This is a genomic window from Paenibacillus xylanexedens, from assembly GCF_017874615.1.
GTDB lineage: Bacteria > Bacillota > Bacilli > Paenibacillales > Paenibacillaceae > Paenibacillus > Paenibacillus xylanexedens.
The window spans coordinates 1-17,831 of the sequence record NZ_JAGIKV010000027.1; the positions used below are offsets into that span (position 1 = coordinate 1).

At 44.6% G+C, this 17,831-nt stretch carries 17 protein-coding genes; 11 read left to right on the forward strand and 6 right to left on the reverse strand.

Features of this window, described 5'->3' with window-relative positions:
- The 4 genes from J2Z28_RS26185 to J2Z28_RS26195 form a co-directional block, all read right to left on the reverse strand.
- Nucleotides 1-713 (reverse strand): IS3 family transposase (locus J2Z28_RS26185; protein ID WP_425325416.1); only part of this gene is annotated, 713 nt, incomplete at its 3' end.
- Complete coding sequence (locus J2Z28_RS31870; RefSeq protein ID WP_413405187.1) at nucleotides 710-1,030, reverse strand: transposase; 321 nt, start codon at nucleotides 1,028-1,030, stop codon at nucleotides 710-712. The genes J2Z28_RS31870 and J2Z28_RS26185, both read right to left, overlap by 4 nt.
- 125 nt (nucleotides 1,031-1,155) lie before the next feature.
- On the reverse strand, nucleotides 1,156-2,124 hold the full coding sequence (locus J2Z28_RS26190; protein ID WP_211085029.1) for a DMT family transporter: 969 nt from the start codon (nucleotides 2,122-2,124) through the stop codon (nucleotides 1,156-1,158).
- 160 nt (nucleotides 2,125-2,284) lie between these two features.
- On the reverse strand, nucleotides 2,285-2,845 hold the full coding sequence (locus tag J2Z28_RS26195; protein WP_211085115.1) for a TetR/AcrR family transcriptional regulator: 561 nt from the start codon (nucleotides 2,843-2,845) through the stop codon (nucleotides 2,285-2,287).
- A 199-nt stretch (nucleotides 2,846-3,044) separates the two neighbouring features.
- On the opposite strand from J2Z28_RS26195, the gene J2Z28_RS26200 reads away from it, so the two are divergent.
- The 10 genes from J2Z28_RS26200 to J2Z28_RS26245 all read left to right on the forward strand — a co-directional run bounded on the left by J2Z28_RS26200 (nucleotide 3,045) and on the right by J2Z28_RS26245 (nucleotide 12,918).
- The gene (locus J2Z28_RS26200) at nucleotides 3,045-3,452 is read left to right on the forward strand and encodes a cupin domain-containing protein (protein ID WP_211085031.1); all 408 of its coding nucleotides are present in this window, start codon (nucleotides 3,045-3,047) and stop codon (nucleotides 3,450-3,452) included.
- Nucleotides 3,453-3,675: 223 nt separating this feature from the next.
- Complete coding sequence (locus J2Z28_RS26205; protein ID WP_211085033.1) at nucleotides 3,676-4,665, forward strand: LacI family DNA-binding transcriptional regulator; 990 nt, start codon at nucleotides 3,676-3,678, stop codon at nucleotides 4,663-4,665.
- A complete protein-coding gene (gene rbsK / locus J2Z28_RS26210; protein ID WP_211085035.1) occupies nucleotides 4,658-5,536 on the forward strand; it encodes a ribokinase in 879 nt (292 codons plus the stop codon). Before J2Z28_RS26205 ends, rbsK begins: the two co-directional genes overlap by 8 nt.
- A complete protein-coding gene (gene rbsD / locus J2Z28_RS26215; protein ID WP_017688515.1) occupies nucleotides 5,536-5,937 on the forward strand; it encodes a D-ribose pyranase in 402 nt (133 codons plus the stop codon). Before rbsK ends, rbsD begins: the two co-directional genes overlap by 1 nt.
- 14 nt (nucleotides 5,938-5,951) lie before the next feature.
- Nucleotides 5,952-7,433, forward strand: a complete 1,482-nt coding sequence (locus tag J2Z28_RS26220) for a sugar ABC transporter ATP-binding protein (RefSeq protein WP_211085037.1) — start codon at nucleotides 5,952-5,954, stop codon at nucleotides 7,431-7,433.
- A gap of 10 nt (nucleotides 7,434-7,443) precedes the next feature.
- The gene (locus J2Z28_RS26225; RefSeq protein ID WP_415841516.1) at nucleotides 7,444-8,406 is read left to right on the forward strand and encodes an ABC transporter permease subunit; all 963 of its coding nucleotides are present in this window, start codon (nucleotides 7,444-7,446) and stop codon (nucleotides 8,404-8,406) included.
- A gap of 14 nt (nucleotides 8,407-8,420) precedes the next feature.
- Nucleotides 8,421-9,353, forward strand: a complete 933-nt coding sequence (rbsB, locus tag J2Z28_RS26230; protein WP_211085040.1) for a ribose ABC transporter substrate-binding protein RbsB — start codon at nucleotides 8,421-8,423, stop codon at nucleotides 9,351-9,353.
- A gap of 326 nt (nucleotides 9,354-9,679) precedes the next feature.
- Nucleotides 9,680-10,423 (forward strand): YggS family pyridoxal phosphate-dependent enzyme, encoded by a 744-nt coding sequence (locus tag J2Z28_RS26235; protein WP_211085042.1) that lies wholly within the window; start codon nucleotides 9,680-9,682, stop codon nucleotides 10,421-10,423.
- 19 nt (nucleotides 10,424-10,442) lie between these two features.
- Nucleotides 10,443-11,648 carry a benzoate/H(+) symporter BenE family transporter gene (locus tag J2Z28_RS26240; protein WP_101313745.1) on the forward strand — a complete coding sequence of 402 codons (1,206 nt, stop codon included), beginning with the start codon at nucleotides 10,443-10,445 and terminating at the stop codon, nucleotides 11,646-11,648.
- A gap of 25 nt (nucleotides 11,649-11,673) precedes the next feature.
- On the forward strand, nucleotides 11,674-12,918 hold the full coding sequence (locus tag J2Z28_RS26245) for a serine hydroxymethyltransferase (RefSeq protein WP_211085044.1): 1,245 nt from the start codon (nucleotides 11,674-11,676) through the stop codon (nucleotides 12,916-12,918).
- A gap of 96 nt (nucleotides 12,919-13,014) precedes the next feature.
- Here J2Z28_RS26245 and J2Z28_RS26250 read toward each other — a convergent pair whose 3' ends face one another.
- Nucleotides 13,015-13,635, reverse strand: coding sequence for an NAD(P)-dependent oxidoreductase (locus J2Z28_RS26250; RefSeq protein ID WP_211085046.1), 621 nt, complete (start codon nucleotides 13,633-13,635; stop codon nucleotides 13,015-13,017).
- Nucleotides 13,636-13,680: 45 nt separating this feature from the next.
- On the reverse strand, nucleotides 13,681-15,111 hold the full coding sequence (pdxR, locus tag J2Z28_RS26255) for a MocR-like pyridoxine biosynthesis transcription factor PdxR (protein WP_211085048.1): 1,431 nt from the start codon (nucleotides 15,109-15,111) through the stop codon (nucleotides 13,681-13,683).
- A gap of 285 nt (nucleotides 15,112-15,396) precedes the next feature.
- Here pdxR and J2Z28_RS26260 point away from each other — a divergent pair, with 285 nt between their 5' ends.
- The gene (locus J2Z28_RS26260) at nucleotides 15,397-17,502 is read left to right on the forward strand and encodes a serine hydrolase domain-containing protein (protein WP_211085050.1); all 2,106 of its coding nucleotides are present in this window, start codon (nucleotides 15,397-15,399) and stop codon (nucleotides 17,500-17,502) included.
- Nucleotides 17,503-17,831 lie beyond the last annotated feature (329 nt).

Below are 17,831 nucleotides of genomic sequence, written 5' to 3' on the forward strand. Positions count from 1 at the left end.
TTGAGATGCGAAAAGAAGGATTCGATGCATGCGTTATCCAGGCAGGTTGCTTTGCGAGAGTGGCTGCCCTTAATGCCGAATGCTTCTAATCGTGTATTGTACGCCTGAGACGTATATTGGAAGCCCTGATCCGAATGGAGCACGGCTTCCGAAACGTCTCTTTTTTGTGTCCATTGTTCCACCGTATCCAATACGAGTTGAACGTCGTTCCGTTTAGATAACTGCCAAGCTACGATCTCGTTGTTGAACAAGTCTTGAATCACGGAAAGGTAAACGAATGCACTCCCATCCGAAATATAGGTAATATCCGTCACCATTTTTTGCTGGGGTGCTGTAGCATGAAATTGGCGCTTTAGTCGATTTGGATAGATCACAGATGGCGTATAGCTGGACTTCTTCCGCTTCTTGCGAATCAATGATTGGATCGATAGTTCCCGCATGATTCGATATACTTTCTTGTGATTCACGTTCAGACCCGCCTCCCACAACGCCGTTGTCATGCGAGGATAACCAAACTCTCGGTTTTCAAAATGAATAGCCATCATGTGTTCTTTGATCTCACGGTCATGTTCTTGTCTTGCGTCTCGCTGCGGCTGGGTTGCTCGCCATTTATAGTAACTGGATCGGGGTATTCCTGTAATCGATAGTAGGCGTGTAATGCCATGCGAGCAGCGCAATTCATCGATGATATCGTAGTTCTCCCGTTGGCTCAGCGCTTCTCCTTTACTAGATTTGGATACCGCTTTTTTAAATAATCGACCTGTGCTTGAAGATAGTCTCGTTCTTCCTCCACGCTGCCAAAGGCTGTACGGGGACGTCCCTTCAGTGGATTGGGCACACTGTTTTTTCGTTCATCGAACGCTTCCCCGTTTTTCCACTTTTTCACCCACACCTTCAGTTGTGAACAGTTTCGAATTCCTTCGCGTTCAGCGACTACTTTGTAACTTGAAGAACCTTCGACATAGGATCTAACTGCATTCAATTTGAATTCTTCCGTATACGTCTGAAATGTTTGCCCTTTTTTCGCCATAAAAATATCCCCTCCAAGTTTCACTTGAACCCCATGATAACATGAAGGTTTTTTTAAGTGTCTACTTAAAGGGGATAATACCAATTAGCGGCTTTTTTTGTTATCCATGGAAGTGGACGGGTAGTCTATTTTATTGGAGTGTTATTAGAGCTTTGCACAGAACGTACACGATTGACTAAATAAATGCCGACTGACACGAACAGTAATGCGACCAGATTTTTCAGTTCCAAGATCGTTTCCCCCAGAAATAACGCTGATAATAAAGCTCCAAATACAGGGATTAGGAAGTTATAGACAGACACTCTTCCGACCTTGTTATACTTGAGAAGCATATTCCATAGACAAAATGCGACGGATGACAGCAAAGCCAAGTAGATTAAGTTACTGGTGGATTCCAAGGTGAAATGGGTCACACGACCGCCGAGTGATAGACCTAACAGCGTAAGCACCAGTCCCCCGACGAATAAGCTGACACCTGTTATGATCAGAACATCGATCGTAGCCGTGAGACGTTTTGCGTAAAGGGCTGTAACGGAAAAAACAAGTGCCGCTATAATAACGAATCCTTCCCCTGTGAATGAAAAGGAAAAAGCAAGCAGATCCGCATGGAAGTTTACGATGATTACACCAACGAACCCGAGCAAGCAACCAACGATTTTATTTCTGCTTAATTTGTCGTTTTTATAGATGAAATGGGCCAGAACAACACTGAAAAAGGTCGTCGTTGCATTCATAATGGAGCCTTTGACACCTGTCGTATTGGCTACGCCAACGTAGAAAAACATATATTGCAAACCGGTTTGCAATATACCTAACATGATGAGGCCTGTCCACTGAGGCTTGGTTAATTGGAGCTTCTGTTTTCTAACGATACGAGACAGGAGCAAGAGCAGCATACCCGCCAGTGTAAACCGGTATCCTGCAAATACATACTTGGAAGCAATATCTTCCGGCATTATGTTAAATGCAATATATCCAAGTTTGATGGATGGGTACGCACTTCCCCATAACAAGCAACAAAGGCTTGCCACGAGCATGACAAAAATGGGATCACTAAATTTACTCGGTTTCTCAAGGGTATTTCTCTCTATCACTTTCGATCTTCTCCTCATATTTCATGTACATATGTATGTATGAATCTATTAATATCCTCACTGACCATATCACATATCGCTAATCTTTGTAATGATAATTAATAAACCGCTCCTCGGCTGGTAAGATTATAAAGAAGGAACGGTTCATGAGGGGCTTTTGTTATAGATTCCTTTCTAATAAAATCCCAACTTGTTCTGCGACAATGTGAGGTTGCCGGGGTAATCCATTCGTGAAATAGGATTCCACGATACCAACGATTGCTGTACCAAAGAACGTGAGAATCACTTCTTTTGTTAGTCCTTTATTTTTCCCCTCCGTTACATTCACTTCATCCTCCAGTTCTTCAATGACGAGAGCAAGGAAGCGATTGCGGAAAAAAGGGGCTCCTTTACTCAGTAACATAGCCGAGAAAAATGAATAGTGAACTTCAAAATATTCGAACCAAAGTACATTGCTTTCTATAAAATCCAGATCGGATGCTTCCTTGCACAATCTTCGTAGTTCATCGATATGTTCTTCAATTAATTTATCCAGCAAGTCAAATTTGTCCGAATAGTGATGGTATATCGTTCTGCGGCCGACATTTGCATGATCAGAGATATCTTGCATCGTAATGGTATCAAAAGGTTTCTCGTTCATGAGTTTGATAAAAGCGGATTTGATCGCTTCCTGAGACTTAAGTATTCTTCGATCTGTGATAGAAACGATAGCAATCACCATTCTTTCCAGAGAGTAATTGCACAAATGTTGTTCCTTTGCGCCATAAGGCACAGATCGGGTTCATTTGATCCTTGCAGAGGCAGTGCAATTATTTTATATTATACACAAATGTGCGATATCGCACGTATGTGTGTAATCATATTTAGGTCAGCATAGGAGCAGGACGATTAATCAATAAGATCACATTGGAGGAAATAAAATGGCTAAACATGAAGAAGTTAAAGATGGAGTGATATTCCCGGTAGGAGAAAAAAATGAAGCATTTGCGCAATATTTCATAGGGCAAAGTTATCTCCAATCCTTGGTTGCTGATCCCAAAGTGAATGTTGGTGTTGGGAATGTAACGTTTGAACCGGGATGCAGAAATAACTGGCATATCCATCGCGGTGGATTTCAGTTGTTGTTAGTGACTGGTGGGGAAGGTTGGTATCAGGAAGAAGGAAAACCTGCTCAATTCCTCAAAGCCGGCGATGTTATTGTGACTCATGATGGTGTAAAACACTGGCATGGGGCCGCAAAAGATAGTTGGTTTGAACACCTTGCGATCACTGCGGGTACACCGGAATGGTTGGAACCAGTTACAGATGAAGTTTACGGGGAGTTATAAAATAAACGCTATGAATTGATTTATTCGAAAATGTTACTGTCTAATTTGTTAAATTAAAGGCTAATTAAGTTCAGCGAGATTGCTGATTTTATGTTGATCTGGGTGCCATCACTGCACATTTATGTATGCTTGGAGAAATTTCCAGAATGAAAACGCTTGTCAAATTGAAAATAATATGATAATTTAATTTCTGTAACCGGTTACACATAGAGGAGAGCAACTTATGACAACAATTAAAGACGTAGCTCAACTGGCTGGCGTATCTGTAGCCACCGTATCCAGGGTCATTAATGATAGAGGTTATGTTCATGCGGACACACGCAAAAAAGTGGAAGATGCTGTGAAGGCGCTTAACTTTTCGCCGAATGAAGTGGCCCGCTCATTATATAAGCGTAAATCCAAACTGATTGGCCTATTATTACCGGATATTACGAACCCGTACTTCCCGCAGTTGGCCCGCGGCGTAGAGGACCGGATGCAGGAGCAGGATTATAGACTGATATTTGGAAATAGTGATGAGGATGAACGGAAGGAGCAGGATTACATCCAGACGTTTATCCAGAACAATGTGGTCGGTGTGATCTCTTCAACGAACTATCCTCATTCTTCAATATATGAAAACCTGAAGATTCCCGTCGTGTTTCTGGACAGAACTTCACTGGATCGTCCATCCGTGTATGCGGATGGTAGGGAAGGTGGAAGACTAGCTGCAAGGGAGATTATCAAACGCGGCAGTCGCCGGATCACAGTTATGCAGGGACCGTCACAGATCAGACCCGCTCAGGATCGTTTTGAAGGGGCGATTGAAATCATCCGTGATGCTGGGTTAGACTACCGGGTAATCCAGACGACCTCATTTTCAATTAATGAGGCAAGTGTATGGGCTGAAGAATTATTCAGGAAGTATGCGGATACAGACGGGGTCATTGCGAGCAATGATATCGCAGCCATGGCAGTACTGCATGAGGCATCACGGATCGGAAGAAAGGTTCCTGATGACGTACAAGTGATTGGTTTCGATGATATTCCGATGAGCAGCCTGTTATCGCCGGCATTGTCCACCATCCGTCAGCCAGCATACGAGATGGGCAGAGAAGCGGCGGGATTACTTATCCAGCTTGTGGAACAAGCTGCAATAGAGAATAAAAACATACAGTTGCCCGTGAGTTTCATCGAACGGGGCACTACGAGAAAGGTGAGATCAGATGGCTAAAATATGTGTAATTGGAAGCAGTTCAATGGATCTGGTTGTTACTTCGTCAAGACGGCCGGGAGCGGGGGAAACCGTTCTTGGCGATAGCTTCAAAACAGTTCCTGGTGGCAAAGGAGCCAATCAGGCTGTTGCCGCTGCACGACTGGGTGCCGAGGTTGCGATGATCGGCCGGGTAGGCGACGATGCTTTTGGCAAAGATATTGTAGAGAACTTTAGAGCAAATGCTGTAAATACGCAAAATGTGAAACCGGTTACACATTTAGAAAGTGGAACGGCTCATATCATTCTGGCAGAAGGTGATAATAGTATCGTAGTGGTTGAAGCGGCGAATCGGGAAGTCACTCCTGCATATGTCGATGAAGCAGCTGAAGTGATCCGCGATGCAGATATCGTATTAATTCAGCAGGAAATTCCGGAGGAAACGGTTGTGCATGTGAGTGCATTGTGTGCAAAATTCGGAACACCGCTGCTGCTTAATCCCGCTCCGGCAAGAACATTGCCGCAAGAAGTGATCGACAATGCCGCATATATCACGCCGAACGAGCATGAAGCCGAGATTTTGTTTCAGGGCATGAGTCCGGCACAGGCATTACGTCAGTATCCTAACAAGTTGTTCATCACGGAGGGCAGTAAAGGTGTACGTTACTTTGATGGCACTGAGGAAATTCTAGTCCCAACTTATAAAGTTGAGGCTGTCGATACTACGGGGGCAGGGGATACGTTCAACGCCGCATTTGCAGTTGCTTTGGCTGAAGGAAAAGCGTTGCAAGAGAGTATACGCTTCGCCAATCGGGCTGCATCGTTGTCCGTCACCAAGTTCGGAGCGCAGGGCGGCATGCCGACGCGTGATGAAGTAGAGGAGAGCTTGTAATGAAAAGAAATGGCATGTTGAATAGTCACATTTCCAAGATTTTGTCGGATCTGGGCCATACGGACATGATTGCGATTGCGGATGCAGGTCTGCCGGTACCGGACGGGGTACTCAAAATTGATCTGGCTCTCAAACTGGGAACACCAAGTTTTCGCGAAGTGGTGGAAGCGATCGCTGAAGATATGGTCATTGAGAAAGTCATTGTGGCTGAAGAGATTTGCGAAGGCAATCCCGTAGCCATGCAATTCATCACAGAGAAATTCGGGGTAGAAGCAATCGATGCTTCCGTCAGCCACGAACAATTCAAAGCATTAACACGGCAGGTGAAAGCTGTTATCCGCACAGGTGAAGCCACACCTTATGCCAATTGCATTTTACAATCGGGAGTCCATTTCGGTTAAAAGGAGGTTGCGTAATGCACATTCAGATGCAAGACATTTATAAAGCGTTTGGAACGAATCAGGTGCTGAGCGGAGTGGATTTTGAACTAAAGGATGGTGAAGTTCATGCCCTGATGGGGGAGAATGGAGCCGGCAAATCCACGCTGATGAACATCCTGATTGGTCTTCATCAGCGTGATCAGGGAACCATCACCATAGACGGAGAAGAAAACTATTTTGCAAGTCCGAAGGAAGCCGAGAAACTGGGGATCACATTCATACATCAGGAGCTGAACGTATGGCCTGAAATGACGGTGCTGGATAATCTCTTTATTGGTAAGGAACTGACATCATCATTCGGATTGCTCAATACAAGACAAATGAGAGCGCTTGCCAAAGAACAGTTCGCCAAGCTTTCCGTAGACATACCACTGGAACGTCCTGCGGGAGAGTGCTCTGTCGGGCAGCAACAGATGATCGAGATTGCCAAAGCGCTAATGACAGATGCCAAGGTCATCATTATGGACGAGCCAACAGCAGCACTTACGGAGCGTGAGATCCAGAAGCTGTTTGGTGTAATCAGCTCGCTGAAGAAGGAAGGCGTATCCATCGTCTATATTTCTCACCGAATGGAGGAGATATTCACGATCTGTGACCGGATTACCATCATGCGTGACGGAAGAACGGTAGACACACAGGCTATTCCGCAGACAAGCTTTGATGAAGTGGTGCGGAAAATGGTAGGTCGTGAACTTACCGAGCGTTATCCTGTCCGGAATCCTTCGTATGGTGAAGTTGTCCTCGAAGTAAGGAATGCAAGCAGCAAAGGTCTATTCGAGAATATTAACTTCACCGTGAGAGCGGGGGAAATACTCGGTTTCTCAGGACTCATGGGTTCTGGACGAACAGAGATCATGAGAACCATCTTTGGTTTGGATACGTTGGATAGCGGTGAAATCTTTATCCGCGGCAAAAAAGCGAACATTCGTAAACCGGCAGATGCAGTGAAACATGGAATCGGGTTTATTACAGAAGACCGCAAGGATGAAGGGCTGGTATTAGACTTCTCTATTCGCGAGAATATGGCGTTGCCAAATCTGTTCAGTTTCTCAAGCAAAGGTTTTATCTCAACTTCGAAAGAACAAGACTTCGTAGATACACTGATCAAACGTCTACAGATCAAAACGCAATCCTCCGAGACGGCGGCAAGGAATCTATCCGGGGGTAACCAGCAGAAGGTGGTTATCGCGAAATGGGTAGGTATCGGACCAAGCGTGCTTATCCTCGATGAACCTACCCGAGGAGTGGATGTTGGGGCGAAGCGCGAAATCTATGAATTGATGAATGAACTTACTGACCGCGGCGTTGCAATCATCATGGTATCGTCGGAGCTACCTGAAGTGCTTGGCATGAGTGACCGGATCGCGGTTGTGCATGAGGGACACATCAGTGGCGAGGTTGCAAGGGAAGTAGCAACACAAGAACACATTATGACATTGGCCACAGGGGGACAGTGATATGACAACAATGCAGGAAAACAAAACGGCTAAAAGCGGCTTCCGTTTCTCAAACGTGATACAAAAATTGGGACCGCTGCTTGGCTTAATCATTCTTATTCTCATCGTATCGGTGTTGAATCCAAGTTTCTTGGAACCGCTTAATATCTTGAATTTATTGCGTCAAGTCTCGATTAATGCGCTGATTGCCTTTGGTATGACGTTTGTTATTCTGACGGGTGGAATTGATCTGTCGGTCGGCTCAATCCTGGCTTTATCCAGTGCTTTTGTAGCAAATATGATGTTGTCTGGTCTCGATCCGATCTTGTCCATCATTATCGGTGTAGCACTCGGTGGTGTCATGGGTATGGTGAACGGACTGATGATTACCAAAGGTAAAATGGCTCCGTTTATCGCTACACTCGCTACCATGACCATATTCCGGGGACTAACATTGGTGTACACCAATGGTAACCCAATTACAGGCCTCGGGGATAATCTGTTGTTCCAACTGTTTGGCCGCGGTTACCTGCTGGGTATTCCGGTACCTGCAATCACGATGCTGGTTACCTTCATGATTCTGTGGATTGTTTTGCATAAAACGGCTTTTGGCCGCAAAACGTACGCCATCGGCGGTAATGAGAAAGCCTCCATTATCTCGGGTATCAAAGTGAATCGCGTGAAAATTATGATCTACTCCCTGACAGGTATGCTCGCTGCTCTGGCAGGTGCAATTCTGACATCTCGTTTAAATTCAGCGCAACCAACGGCAGGTACATCCTACGAGCTGGATGCAATCGCAGCAGTTGTATTGGGTGGTACAAGCCTTGCTGGAGGACGCGGACGCATCGTTGGTACACTGATCGGTGTTCTGATTATCGGCGTGTTGAATAATGGATTGAACTTGCTTGAAGTAAACTCATTTTATCAAATGGTTGTAAAAGGTATCGTCATTGCCATTGCCGTCCTGCTGGACCGCAAGAAAACAGCATAAGGAGAGAAGCGAATATGAAAAAGTGGACTGTAACACTCATAAGTATGCTGATGATCATCGTTCTGGCCGGGTGCTCTCTGGAGCCACCGGAATGGGCGAAACCTAACCCAAACAAAAGTAACGGACAGAAGAAAATAGGTTTGTCGATATCTACACTGAACAATCCATTCTTTGTATCACTGAAGGACGGGGTAATGGCTGAAGCCAAAAAACAGGGAATACAAGTCATCGTGGTGGATGCGCAGAACGATTCGGCCAAACAAACCAATGATGTGGATGATCTCATTCAGCAAGGCGTTAGTGCACTGCTAATTAACCCTGCGGACTCTGCAGCGATCTCCACAGCGGTTCAATCCGCTAATAGTGTGGGCATTCCTGTAATCACGCTGGATCGCTCCGCAGATAAAGGCGAAGTGGCGGCACTAGTGGCATCTGATAACGTTAAAGGTGGACGCATGGCAGCTGAATATTTTGTGGAACAACTGGGTGAGGGAGCAAAAGTCATTGAACTTGAGGGTGTACCTGGTGCTTCCGCAACAAGAGAACGGGGTAAAGGTTTCCATGAAGTGGCCGACAAGCAACTTGATGTGGTTTCCAAACAATCTGCTGATTTCGATCGGTCCAAAGGATTGAATGTCATGGAGAATCTGCTTCAGGGTAATCCTGACGTGCAGGCAGTATTTGCCCATAATGATGAGATGGCACTGGGTGCGATTGAAGCGATTCAAAGCTCAGGTAAAGACATTCCGGTCATCGGATTTGACGGCAATGATGATGCAATCAAATCCATTCAGGATGGGAAATTGACGGCAACAGTCGCTCAGCAGCCTGTACTGATTGGCCAACTGGCGCTGCAAGCAGCTCTGGATGTGCTCAGTGGCAAGCAGGTGGAGTCATCGATTCCCGCTGAATTGAAGCTGGTAACCAATGAAAATGTGAATGAGTAAATCATCATAAAACATGTATCTTCGTTTTGGACATGAACATAGGACTAAACCAAGCCGCTAAATTAGCGGCTTTTTTCATTTTGGAAGAAGCGTGCGGGCATCACATCAATCAGATTATTGACTTTTAAAAGCGTATTAAAGGAACCCCAATTGAACTAATGTCCACTTTGTCGTTTTGGACTGTTCCAAAAGATCATTTTTGGATATGTATATCCAATCCATGCGTTGCTATACTAGCATGACGTTCTACACAGTCTTCACAATACATAAGGAGGAGCTAATCTCATTGATTCATTCCTGTTCGGAATAGAAAGAAGGTGGCTGACATGAAACATCTAGTAGAAGAAAATCTTCAAGCTGTAAGACAGCAAATGGCATTGGCCTGCCAGGCTTCAGGTCGCAACATAGAGGACATCAAGTTGTTGCTCGCGACTAAAACGGTACCGCTAGAGAAATTACAAATAGCTATTCAAGCAGGTGAGGTCCTGTTTGGAGAAAACAAAGCTCAAGAACTCCGAGACAAATTCCCACTCATGGAACAAAGCAAGCAGGTGGAATGGCATTTTATCGGACATCTGCAAACAAATAAAGTAAAGGACGTTGTTAAATATGTTACTCTCATCCATTCCGTAGATCGTCTGAAACTGGGCCAAGCGTTACATAACCAGCTTCTCAAAGAGAATAAGACCTTAGACATTCTTGTGCAAATTAATACGTCCTACGAAGAAAGTAAATTTGGTGCCTCTCCAGAAACAGCCGTTGAGCTTGTAGAACAGTTGTCTCAATTCGAGACATTAAACGTGAAAGGTTTAATGACCATTGGAAAACTGAATGCGACGAACGAAGAAACACGACATTGTTTTCGATTGTTAAACCAGATCCGTACACAGATTAAAGAGAAAAATATTCTACGCGTAGAAATGGATATTTTATCGATGGGGATGTCTGGTGACTTCCAAGTCGCCATTGAAGAAGGAGCTACAATGATACGTGTAGGGACAAGTGTATTTGGTCAACGCTATTTACCGGACGAGTATTACTGGAATGAAAACACACGCATCGATGATTAAGTGAGAGGTAGTGTTAAATATGAAGACAGCATCCCCTTCGTTACGCGGCCGTGATTTGATATCTCCGGTGATCGCCGCTTTAATATCCGTAATTGTTAATTACGGGGGTACGTTTATCCTTGTTTTTCAAGCTGCAAAAGTGGCTGGTTTAAGCCCGGAAATGACCGCTTCCTGGATTTGGTCCATCTCGATTGGGGTAGGCGTAACGGGAATTTGGCTCAGTTATCGATATAAGGAACCGATTATTACAGCCTGGTCTACACCGGGTGTGGCGTTTCTCGTTTCAGCATTAGCGGTAACCCCTTATCCAGAAGCTATTGGCGCTTACATGATTTCAGCAGTCGGATTTATTATTTTAGGTTTGTCAGGCATGTTTGAACGTTTCGTTCGACTTATTCCCCCAGGCATCGCTTCCGGATTGTTAGCCGGTATTTTACTACAGTTTGGTATTTCGGCCTTTGGAGGGGCGAAGGTAGATCCTTTGCTTGTGATTGTACTGTTTGCAGGCTATATCGTGCTAAGAAGGTTTACTTCCCGTTACGCCATTGTTGGCATATTGGCAATCGGTTTGATTTATTTGATATGCATGGGGAAAACAGACTTCAGTACAATCCAATTGGCTGTAGCATCGCCTGTATTTGTTGTTCCAGCGTTTTCGTTAAACGCCTTACTTGGCGTTGCGCTACCGCTGTTCATTATTACCTTGACAGGGCAGTATATGCCCGGAATGCTTGTTCTGCGTAATGATGGATTCAAGACAAGTGCCAATCCTATTTTAGCTGTAACAGGTTTGGGTTCGCTTCTTGCAGCCCCATTCGGATCACATGCTTTTAATGTGGCAGCTATTACAGCAGCGATTTGTACAGGAAAGGATGCACATGAGGATTCAACCAAACGTTATATTGCAGGTATTGCTTGTGGTGTTTTTTATATTTTTGTCGGCATTTTTGGCGTAACATTGGCTGCTCTGTTTTTGATTCTTCCTGCTACCTTTATTGCAACATTAGCGGGATTAGCCTTACTTGGAACGATCGGTGGCAGTCTTGCCAATGCATTAACGGACCCTAAGGGACGTGAAACTGCATTGATTACGTTTTTGGCGACAGCAGCGAATGTGACTTTGCTTGGTGTGGGTGGTGCATTTTGGGGACTGTTTGCAGGAATGATGGCACATCTACTGATGAATAGTAAATTTCCCAAAAAACAACTTGGAACGAATAAATAACCGTAATATTGAGAGGAAGATGTTCATGAAACATTTGGAGAAGCAAGATAAAGTCGTGGCAAATGCTATCCAGCAAGAGCTTGCAAGACAGCGGGATACGATAGAACTGATTGCATCAGAGAATTTTGTAAGTCAAGCTGTGATGGAAGCAACAGGTTCGGTGTTGACCAATAAATATGCGGAGGGGTATCCTGGCCGAAGATATTATGGCGGATGTGAGCATGTCGATACAGTCGAAGAGATGGCAAATAGCCGCCTTAAAGCACTTTTTGGCGCTGAACATGCGAATGTGCAGCCTCACTCCGGTTCTCAGGCCAACATGGCAGTATATTTTGCCTCGGTTGAGATTGGGGACACAATACTTGGCATGAATCTATCCCAAGGTGGTCATCTAACACACGGAAGTACTGTTAATTTTTCAGGTAGGTTTTACAATTTTGTTCCATATGGTGTCGATGCACAGACGGGCCGCATTGACTTTGACGAAGTACGTAAACTTGCTTATAAGTATCGTCCACGCATGATTGTTGCAGGTGGAAGTGCATACCCACGGACCATTGAGTTTGAATTATTTGCCCAGATTGCCGCCGAAGTGGGAGCTCTTTTCTTTGTAGATATGGCGCATATAGCAGGAATCGTTGCGGCAGGTTTGCATCCTAACCCGGTACCACATGCCCATTTTGTTTCAACCACCACACACAAGACCTTACGAGGACCACGAGGGGGAGCCATTTTGTGCCGGGAGTCCTGGGCAAAGGCGATAGACAAAGCTGTATTCCCGGGGACTCAGGGCGGGCCATTCATGCACGTTATCGCGGGGAAAGCGGTGGCATTAGGCGAGGCATTGCAAACCGAGTTCACAACATATATTGAAGGTGTTCTGAATAACGCCAACGTATTGGCAGAAACTTTAATGAATGAAGGACTTACCCTTGTATCGGGAGGAACAGATAATCATATCGTGTTGGTTGACTTACGAACTATGGGCCTTACAGGCAAAGAAGCTGAAGCTTTACTGGATGAAGTAGGGATTACGGCGAATAAAAATGCAATTCCTCACGATACGGCAAGTCCTTTGGTTACAAGCGGTATTCGTTTTGGAACTCCGGCTATGACTTCAAGAGGGCTTGGAGCCAGGGAAATGAAAGAAATTGCTCAGCTGATAGGGCTTGCTTTTAAAAATCCAAAGAACTCGGATGTGAAAAATCAAATATTAGGTAGTGTCCGTGAAATCACTTCGCAATTTCCTCTATATGAAGGGCTTAAATAGCTCAACAGCAGACACAAATAGAGCCTGCAATTGCTCCTAATGGATAACAATCGCAGGCTCGTAATGTGCTTGTTTATATTGAAACTTAAGACAGCCTTAGTAGGCTATACCTACACGAGACTGTACATACTCATCAGACATTAATTGCTGATAAGCAAACTCCGCAGTATCGATTACAGATATAGAAGTTCCACCGTCAGGCAAATAGTCGCGCTCAACCCGGTACTTACCAAGAGATTCTCCATCATATAAGTAGGTAGGACACACGATGGTCCATTCTAACTCTGAAGCCTTCAGAATGTTGTACATCTCCAGATGCTCTTCAGCTGCTCGCGTGGACTTACGTTTGGACTCAGGGGATTGAAAACGAAGCAAGCCAGGATCTGTTCGACTTTCCAATATTCCTGCTGTACCAATGGTAATGATTCTTTTGATACGCTCCTGAGCCATAGCCTCAGCAATATGTCCCATGGATTGCGATAATGTAGTTGTTCCATCGGTACTTAAGGAACTAACAACGAGATCCACACCCTGTATGGCGTGATGAATATCCTCTTTGACTAAAGCGTTTCCTTGATGTAGAACGAAATTGTCATCGTTGATTTGTACCTTTTCCGGGCTTCTAACCAGTGCAGTTACATGATGATTGGAACGTAGGGCATTAGAGACGAAATGACTTCCAACCCGTCCGGTGGCTCCTAACACTAAAATTTTCATTACAAAAAACATCCTTTCGAATCCGATTGGAGAGCATGTTCTCCATCATAATACAATCTTTGCAAGCCGATGTATGCCTTCCTCAATCTGCTCCTCATCCACTTTCGCAAAACCTAATATCCATCCTTTTCGATGACTCTCCAAGCAATATCTACTAAGCGGATACACGCGTACACCTTGATCAAGGGCAGCATTTGTCAGCGCTTCTTCGTCAAATGACGTTTCAGATTCTAGAAGCATATGTAATCCCGTTTCCACACCACTTAATGTAAATCGTGAGCCTAGCCCAGAAGCAACAATGGCTTTGGTCATGACTTCGTGTCTGCGTCGATATATGTTCCGAACTCTTCTCATATGGCGCATAAAATGACCACGCTCAATAAAATGAGTTAGCGTTAATTGTTCCATAATCGGCAGATGACGATAGGTTAATTCATGAACTTGGGTAAGGCGATCGATGGCTATTTTGGGGCCGATGATAGCGGATAGTCGAATGCCAGGTGCAACCATTTTGGAAAAACTCATCATATAAAGCGTATTCTGAGGTTGCTGACTAAATATAGTTGGAAGTGGATCTCCACGGTACCTAAATTCGCTATCGTAGTCATCCTCAACAATCCAATATCGATGATGAGCTGCCAAGTGCATCAATTGTTGCCTGCGTGGCTCCGACATAATAACACCAACGGCGCATTGATGAGAAGGTGTGACAAATACGAGTTTCGTCTGTGGGTGAATATGATCTACACATAATCCATACTCATCAACCGGAACGGGATCGACTTGCATCCGGCGGTATTTCATCGCCATCCAAGCGGCAGGGAAGCCGGGATCTTCAACCGAAACTCTGTCTCCCTCACTTAAGAGAGCCTGGGCAATTAAATCAATGCTATGTTGTGCACCTGAGGTTAACAAGATTTGATCAACATCGATATGAATGCCTCGTTCAAGTGACAAATAACGTTGAATCTGCTCTCTTAACGCCAGTAACCCTCTGGCATCACCATAAGCCCAAAGATCCAGATTGGGTTCAGTAGAAGCTTGTAAAAAAGATTGCCTCCAGGCTTTTGTGAAACTTTCATCCAGATAAGGCTCGTGGGGATTAAAATCAATTTCTATTTTGCGATTGTCTCTATTGCCAAACCAACTATGCAGATGACCAATCGATTCGTTTAGTGTAGGCAGTTCGGGCGGAATAGGCCCTTGCATCGTGACGTCTTCTGATGAACGAGGTGCATATGTCCAATCACTAACTCTTGTCCCGGCTCGTCGGGAGGTTACCGTATACCCTCGGCTGAATAATTCCTCGTACACAATCTGTATGGTTGAGCGTGAAACACCAATTAATTGAGCAAGTTCACGTGATGGAAGCAGCAATTCGCCTGGTTGCCATTTCCCGGTTGTGATATTATGAATCGCTTGATCCAAAAGTTGCTGCCAGATCGGGCGTTGGTCATTCCGATTAACTTTTAGCATTGCTTCAACTCCATTACTCATGCTGAATTATGGACTGCATTTATTCATGTACTTAGCCATGTTATTGGCACTCCATTGATTGATATACCATTATAGCAAAAGTTTAATTTGCAAACAAAATAAAGCTGGACTAAAGCGATTTTTACCGTGTGTCCAACTTATTTCGGTCGGTCCTGCTTGGTTCATACTCGATTCATATTCAGGCCACAGATAGTTCATCTTCTTCGGTTACACTACGGGAGTACGAACACAGAGATTCCTAATCCATAGACTAGACAGGAGAAGATGAGATTGACACGAAAGAAACGAACGTCTATCGCCGCCATAACTTTGGTGTTTGCAATGATGTCCCCAATGTCGGCCATGGCCACACCCGCTACCAGTAACGGTAGTAGCACTACGTATGATCTAACTAAAAAGGCAGTAAGTGCAAAGGCCAAGGTACTCACTGAATCATACGCTACGACAAGTGTGCAGTACGCACTGATGGATGAGGGTGAGATTGTGATCTCCGGTCAGGCAGGCAAAAGCGACCTGAAAAACAACATCCCGCTTTCTTCAGATACCATGTATGGCATTGGTTCAACCAGCAAAATGATGCTCACAACCGCCGTAATGAAGCTAGTGGACCAGGGCAAGATAGATCTTGATGAGCCTGTCGTGAAGTATATTCCGGACTTTAAAATGAAAGACAAGCGTTACCAACAGATTACACCACGCATGTTACTGAATCATTCATCCGGACTTCTCGGAACGTCAAGTAACAGTGCAATACTGTTTGGAGATAATGATACCTATGCACATGATACGTTACTGGAACAATTGGCGACGCAACATCTGAAGGCCGATCCTGGCGCATACTCGGTATATAGTAATGACGGTTTTACATTAGCTGAAATTCTGGTTGAGCGGGTCAGCGGCATGGACTTCACAACTTTCATGCACCGGTACATAACTGAACCCCTTGGTATGGAGCATACCAAAACACCGCAGGATATTGTGGACTTCAGCCAGATGGCAGCAACATATGCCCCTTCGGATGAGGTGCAACTCCCATTAGAGACTACAAATATGATTGCCTCGGGAGGCATCTATTCCACCGCTGAAGATCTGATTCAGTTCTCGAAAATCTTTACAGGTGAGGTTGAAGGTGTTCTTTCGGAGGAATCTGTAGAGGCCATGGAGCAAGAAGAATACAAGAGAGGCATGTGGCCAGAAGAAGGCGATTCGTCCATTGGTTACGGCCTAGGCTGGGACAGCGTGAACCTGTTTCCTTTTAATGATTACGGCATCCAGGCAGTAAGCAAAGGTGGCAATACAATAACCTATCATTCCTCATTGATTGTACTTCCGGAGTATAATATGGCTGCTGCCGTAGCCTCTTCGGGTGGTCATAGCTCAACGGATCAATTGCTGGCAACTGAGCTGTTGCTTAGTGCGCTTGAGGAGAAGAATATCATTCCAGAGCGTAAACCGGAGAAGTCACATGATGCACCGGTGAAAACAACCATGCCGAAGGAACTTACACAGCACACAGGCATGTACGCGGGTGGGGCAAACATGTTAATGAAGATGGACGTAAAAGATGATGGGCAATTAACGCTATCTAATCTGTCGACTCCTAACAGTCCTGATCAGACCTATACGTACACCCCTGATGGCTCATTTGTTAATGATGCGGCTACGGAAAAGCTGAAGTTCGTTCAGGAAGTCAACGGGAACACATATTTGTGGTCTCGCTCGTATCAGTCTATTCCTGGGCTTGGGCAAGTTGCTTCCTCTGAATATAAGGCAGAAAAGCTTGAAACCAATGAATTGTCGGAAGAAGTAAAGGCCGCATGGCAGAAACGGGAAGGCAAAGCCTACGTGTTGGTCAATGAAAAATACACATCAACACTGTACAACGCAGCAATGCCGATGATTCCCATTCATACTGTTAATGAGCTACCAGGTTATGTCTACACGAATAAAATCGTTGGAGCTAACCAAGCTGTGAACCAATTGCAAATTCCTGGATTGGCGGGCCGTGACACGATGGAGTTTAATTTCTATGAGGAAAATGGCGTGGAATATGTTACAGCTGGAGGCAACGTTTATGCTGCTCAAGACATCATCAAACCGATCTATGCAGGAAAACAATCAAAGACAACGATTCAGGCGAATGGTCATGCCACATGGTATTCGATTCCAGCATCAGCAGCAGGTAAAGAAATGACTGTCAAGATGTCTGCAAACAGCGCATTTGCTGTATATAACCAAGCTGGCATAGGCATTAATCATACAGTGGTCAGTGGACAAAACGAAATTGTGTTGCCTGAGAACGGAACTATTGTATTCGCGGGTGAAGCTGGTTCGAAGTTCGAGATTGTATTGACAACCAGAGCAAATTAATAGATTATAAAAAACTGTACAACAAAAAGTCGCGGAAATCGCGGCTTTTTTTGAGTTTTAAATTTTAAATAATACGTTTTAAAGTAAATGTACCTTTTTTCAGATTCACAATGTAATATTGGGTTTCGCGAAGCTTACTTAAAGGGTAAGTATTAAAAGGACTTTTACTGGTTGGAAAAAAATGATGGAGGAAAATGTTGCAAGTGGAAAGGCAAAGCATTGATTGTTAATATACAGTAAATAATAACAATCAAATGGGCAGAAGATCGACAAAAAGCATAACCGTAATACCGATTCTAAAGAAAATAATGATTATTCGGACAACGCCG